Here is a 5,793-nt window from a genome sequence, read left to right as displayed (position 1 = left end):
GGGCTACCCGTATGCGCTGGGCCTGATGCTGGCGAGCGCGCTCGGGCCCATGTGGTACTTCCGCAAGCGGGGCTGGTTGAAGTAGCCCCCTATGGCGCTGCGCGCCCTCCCCCCGAGGGGGGACGCCTCCAGCGGCCCGGCAAAGCCGGTTCCGCGGTGGCGCTGGTAGATACATTGCGCCGGTTTCAGCGCATCGTATCGAACGGCAAATGGGATGCGGTGGAGTGCTCTTTAGAGGGAAAATATGCCGCAAGCGCTAGTGCAACATGCCTTAGCCGCTATCAATTTCATAGTTTCTGTAAAAACGACAGCACCATGTGCTCGGCGTACCGGCTGGCCACGGTCTGCACGAATTGGGCGAAGTCGCCGTGGGCGTCGTCGTCGGCGCGGTCGGAGATGGTGCGCACCGCGGCAAAGGGCAGGCTGTAGTCATGGCACACCTGGGCGACGGCGGCTCCCTCCATCTCCACGGCCAGCACATCATGCCCGGCCGCGCGCAGGGCGGTGCACAGGCGCTCGGACTCTTGGGCGGTGGCCACAAAACGATCGCCGCTGGCCACCAGGCCCTGGTGCGCCCGATGGGCACCCCCATGAATATTTTTCAAGCCCCAGAGACCGCTTGCGCTAGTGACGCATAGGTTGGCAGCTTCCAAAAGCATAGCAGTCAGTACCGGATCGCACGCCAGGCGGGTGCGTGCGTATCCCGGCAGCTCCCACCGAGGGAACAGCGGCGAGGCATCCATGTCGTGCTGCACATAGTCTTGCGCCACCACCACATCGCCCCGGTACACCCCATCGCCGACACCACCCGCGACGCCCGTGAAGACGATGCGCGCCACCCCAAAATGTTCGATCAAGGCCGTGGCCGTGGTGGCAGCAGCCACCTTGCCGATGCCCGACAGCGCCAGCACCACCGGSYGGTCGTGCAGCTCTCCGTGCCAGAACGCGCGGCCGGCGTGCATCAGCCGCTGCGGGTGCGCCAGCTGTTGCACCAGCGAGCTCTGTTCTTCGGGCAGCGCACTCAGAATGGCAGTGCTCATGCAAAGGTCCTTGGGGTCATGTCATGGGGCCACAAAACACCCGCGCCATCCTGGGCAGCGCGGTCGCAAAAAAGGCGGCCGAAGCCGCCTGGGGATTGTGACGTGCCAGCAGGCCGCGTCACTTCTTGTCGCGCAGTTCGCGGCGCAGGATTTTGCCCACGGGGGTCTTGGGCAGTTCGGTGCGGAACTCGATCACCTTGGGCTGCTTGTAGCCCGTGAGCTCGTGGCGGCAGAACTCCTTGACCTGCGCTTCGGTGAGCGCCGGGTCCTTCTTCACGATCACGAGCTTCACGGCCTCGCCGGTCTTTTCGTCGGGCACGCCCACCACGGCGCATTCGAGCACGCCAGGGCAGTTGGCCACCACTTCTTCGACCTCGTTGGGGTACACGTTGAAGCCGCTGACCAGCACCATGTCCTTCTTGCGGTCCACGATCTTGAAGAAGCCGCGCGCATCCATCACGCCGATGTCGCCCGACTTGAAGTAGCCGTCTTCGGTCATGACCTTGGCGGTTTCRTCRGGKCGCTGCCAGTAGCCGGCCATCACCTGAGGGCCCTTGATGGCGATTTCGCCCGGCTSGCCCAGTGTGGTGACCTCGCGGCCTTCATCGTCSAGCAGCTTCATGGAGGTGCTSGGCAGCGGCACGCCGATGGTGCCGGTGTATTCGGTGCTGGTGGTGGGGTTGCAGCTGGCCGAAGGGCTGGTCTCCGACAGGCCATACCCTTCGCAGATGGGGCAACCCGTCTTTTCGAGCCAGAGCTTGGCCACAGCGCCCTGCACCGCCATGCCGCCGCCCACCGAGACCTTGAGGTTCTTCCAGTTGACGGTGTTGAAGTCGGGGTGGTTGGCCAGGCCGTTGAACAGCGTGTTGACGGCTGGGAAGCTGTGGAAGGTGTGCTTGGACAGCTCCTTGAGCACCGCAGGCAGGTCGCGCGGGTTGGGGATCAGGATGGTCTTGCCGCCCGTGCGCATGCTCAGCATCATGTTCACGGTGAACGCGAAGATGTGGTACAGCGGCAGCGCGCAGATGCTGGTGGGCTGCTCACCTGCGGGCACCTTCTTCATCACGGGCTCGTTCCAGGCCTCGGACTGCAGCACGTTGGCGATCACGTTGCGATGCAGCAGCACCGCGCCCTTGCTCACCCCCGTGGTGCCGCCGGTGTACTGCAGCAGCGCGATGTCGTCCGGCTTGATGTCGGGCTTCTTGAGGGTGCCGCGTGTGCCCTGCGCCACCGCATCGTTGAAGCGCACGGCCCCCGGCAGGGTGTACGCCGGCACCATCTTCTTGACGTTGCGCACCACGTAGTTGACCAGCGCCCCCTTGAGCAGTCCCAGCTGGTCGCCCATGGCGCACAGCACCACGTGCTTGACGGGCGTGTGCGCAATGCACTGCTCCAGCGTGGTGGCGAAGTTCTCGATGATGACGATGGCCTTGGCGCCCGAATCCTTGAGCTGGTGCTCCAGCTCGCGCGGCGTGTACAGCGGGTTCACGTTGACGACCACGAAGCCCGCGCGCAGCACGGCCGCCACGGTCACCGGGTACTGGGGCACGTTGGGCATCATGATGGCCACGCGGTCGCCCTTGACCAGCCCCAGGCCCTGCAGATAGGCCGCAAACGCGCTGGAGAGCGAATCGGTCTSGGCRTAGSTCACGTCCTTGCCCATGAAGCTGTAGGCCRCGCGGTTGGCGTACTTCTTGAACGCCTCGTCCATCAGCGCCACAAGGGAGCTGTACTGCGTGGTGTCGATGTCTGCGGGAACACCTTGTGGATAGGCGGCCAGCCACGGGCGGTCGGTCATTGGGATTGACTCCTGGTAGGTTTTATGGGGGTCCTGCAAGCACGTCGATGTTTTTCAGCACGATCGTGCTTTTATTGTGGAGGAATTATGCCCGTCAGCTCTTGAGCGCGGTCAGTACCTCATCCAGCATTTTCTTGGCATCGCCAAACAGCATGCGGTTGTTGTCCTTGTAGAACAAGGGGTTGTCCACCCCCGCATAGCCCGAGGCCATCGAGCGCTTCATCACGATGGAGGTCTTGGCCTTCCACACTTCGAGCACCGGCATGCCAGCGATGGGGCTGGACGGATCGTCCAGCGCGCTGGGGTTCACGATGTCGTTGGCGCCAATGACCATTGCCACGTCGGCATCGGGGAAGTCCTCGTTGATCTCGTCCATCTCCATCACGATGTCGTAGGGCACCTTGGCCTCGGCCAGCAGCACGTTCATGTGGCCGGGCATGCGGCCTGCCACGGGGTGGATGGCAAAGCGCACATTCACGCCCTTCTCGCGCAGGGTCTTGGTGATCTCGTACACCGTGTGCTGCGCCTGGGCTACGGCCATGCCGTAACCGGGCACGATGATGACGCTCTTGGCGTCGCGCAGCAGCTCGGCCGTCTCAGCGGAGCTGACGGGTACGGCCTCGCCCTGCGGCTCGGCAGCTTCGCCCTTTTTGGCGGGCGTGCCCGCGCCCGAACCAAAGCCCCCCGCAATCACGCTGATGAAATTGCGGTTCATCGCATTGCACATGATGTAGGACAGGATGGCGCCCGAAGAACCCACGAGCGCGCCGGTCACGATGAGCAGGTCGTTGGACAGCATGAAACCCGTGGCCGCAGCCGCCCAGCCCGAGTAGCTGTTGAGCATGGACACCACCACCGGCATGTCGGCACCACCAATGGCCATGACCATGTGGATACCGAACAGCAGCGCAATCACCGTCATCACCATGAGCGGCACCATGCCTTGCTCGACGGTCTCGGCGCGCAGGAACTCGCGGCCGAACCAGATCACGATCAACAGCGCGGCCAGGTTGAGCCAGTGGCGGCCAGGCAGCAGCAGCGGCTTGCCGCCGATCTTGCCGTTGAGCTTGCCAAAGGCAATCAGCGAGCCGCTGAACGTGACGGCACCAATCAGGATGCCCACATAAATCTCCACCTCGTGGATGATCTTCTCAGCACCCTGCAGCTGAATCGAAGTATCGACATAGCTGGCAAACCCCACCAGGCAAGCCGCAAGGCCCACCAGGCTGTGCATGAGCGCGACCAGTTCGGGCATCTGGGTCATCTTGACGACCTTGGCCGCATACAGGCCGATGCCGCCGCCAATGACCAGAGCGCCTACGATCCAGGCCACACCTGCAGGGCTCACGCGCGGGCCGAACACCGTGGCCAGCACGGCCAGCGCCATGCCGACCATGCCGAACAGGTTGCCCCGGCGCGAGGTTTCAGGGTTGGAGAGTCCACCCAGGCTCAGGATGAACAAAATGGCCGCGCCCAGGTAGGCCACGGTAGCGAGACTTTGGGACATGTTCTGTGCTCCTCGTTGTTCTTGTCGTTGTCGGATTACTTGCGGAACATGGCGAGCATGCGGCGCGTGACCGCAAAGCCGCCGAACATGTTGATGGCCGTGAGCACCAGGGCCGCAAAGGCCAGCCACAGGATCAGCCCGTCCGGGCGCCCGTTGATGCCCGCATCGGGCGGCGCAATCTGCACCAGCGCGCCGATGGCGATGATGCTGGAGATGGCGTTGGTCACGCTCATCAGCGGCGTGTGCAGTGCGGGTGTAACGTTCCACACCACCATGTAGCCGATGAAGCAGGCCAGCACGAACACCGTGAAGTGTCCCAGGAAGGCCACGGGCGCGTAGGCACCGATGGCCCAGAACAGCACAGCCAGCACGGCAAAAACGATGGTCAGCGTCTTGGCGGACATGGGTGCGCCTGTGCCGTGGCTCGATTTCTTCTCGGCCACCGGGGCTGCCGCCTTGGGCGCGGGTGCCGGCGCCTGCTTGAGCGGCGGCGCAGGCCAGGTGATCGAGCCTTCCTTGACCACAGTGAGGCCGCGGATCGCGTCGTCCTCCATGTTGACCACGGCCACGCCGTCCTTGGCCTTGCACAGCTCTTCCGTCAGGCGCAACAGGTTGGTGGCGTACAGCGTGGACGACTGCTTGGCCAGGCGCGAGGCCAGGTCGGTGTAGCCGACGATGGTCACACCATGGCGCACCACGGCCTGGCCGGGCACGGTCAGCTCGCAGTTGCCGCCCTGCTCGGCCGCCATGTCCACGATCACACTGCCGGGCTTCATGCTCTGCACCATCTCGGCGGTGATGAGCTTGGGCGCGGGCTTGCCCGGGATCAGCGCGGTGGTGATGATGATGTCGGCGTCCTTGGCCTGCTCGGCGTACATCTTGCGCTGCGCAGCCTGAAAGCCCTCGCTCATGACCTTGGCATAGCCGCCGCCGCCCGAGCCTTCTTCCTCGTAGTCCACCTTGACGAACTCGCCGCCCAGTGACTTGACCTGGTCGGCCACCTCGGCACGGGTGTCATTGGCGCGCACGATGGCGCCCAGGTTGGCTGCGGTACCAATGGCGGCAAGGCCGGCCACACCAGCGCCTGCAATGAACACCTTGGCGGGCGGCACTTTGCCTGCGGCCGTGATCTGGCCGTTGAAGAAGCGGCCGAAGGCATTGGCCGCCTCGATGACGGCGCGGTAGCCACTGACGCCTGCGGTGGAAGTGAGCGCGTCCATCTTCTGGGCGCGCGAGAGCGTGCGCGGCAGGCAGTCGATGGCCAGCACCGTCGCCTTGCGGGCCGCCAGCTGCTGCATCAGTTCGGGGTTCTGGGCGGGCCAGATGAAATCGATGAGCGTCGAACCCTCGCGCATCAGCGCCACTTCGTCGCTGCTGGGCGGGCGGACCTTGAAAACGATATCGGATGCAGCCCACAGCGCGGCAGCGTCGCCCACGATCTCGGCGCC

4 protein-coding genes are annotated in these 5,793 nt (G+C 64.5%); all 4 read right to left on the bottom strand.

Annotated features, from left to right (window positions below; genetic code table 11):
• Window positions 1-287: 287 nt before the first annotated feature.
• Window positions 288-1,040, bottom strand: coding sequence for a 5'-methylthioadenosine/adenosylhomocysteine nucleosidase (locus tag AC04MI_RS23035; RefSeq protein ID WP_476498797.1), 753 nt, complete (start codon window positions 1,038-1,040; stop codon window positions 288-290).
• 118 nt (window positions 1,041-1,158) lie between these two features.
• Complete coding sequence (locus AC04MI_RS23030; RefSeq protein WP_476498796.1) at window positions 1,159-2,838, bottom strand: long-chain-fatty-acid--CoA ligase; 1,680 nt, start codon at window positions 2,836-2,838, stop codon at window positions 1,159-1,161.
• A gap of 94 nt (window positions 2,839-2,932) precedes the next feature.
• Window positions 2,933-4,345 carry a Re/Si-specific NAD(P)(+) transhydrogenase subunit beta gene (pntB, locus tag AC04MI_RS23025; protein WP_108497540.1) on the bottom strand — a complete coding sequence of 471 codons (1,413 nt, stop codon included), beginning with the start codon at window positions 4,343-4,345 and terminating at the stop codon, window positions 2,933-2,935.
• A gap of 35 nt (window positions 4,346-4,380) precedes the next feature.
• Window positions 4,381-5,793: Re/Si-specific NAD(P)(+) transhydrogenase subunit alpha (locus AC04MI_RS23020; RefSeq protein WP_476498795.1), on the bottom strand; the 1,413-nt coding region annotated here is incomplete at its 5' end.

Source organism: Acidovorax sp. LjRoot204, from assembly GCF_056175785.1.
Note: the sequence above shows the minus strand (reverse complement) of the source record. Positions and strands in the feature narration are given on the sequence as shown.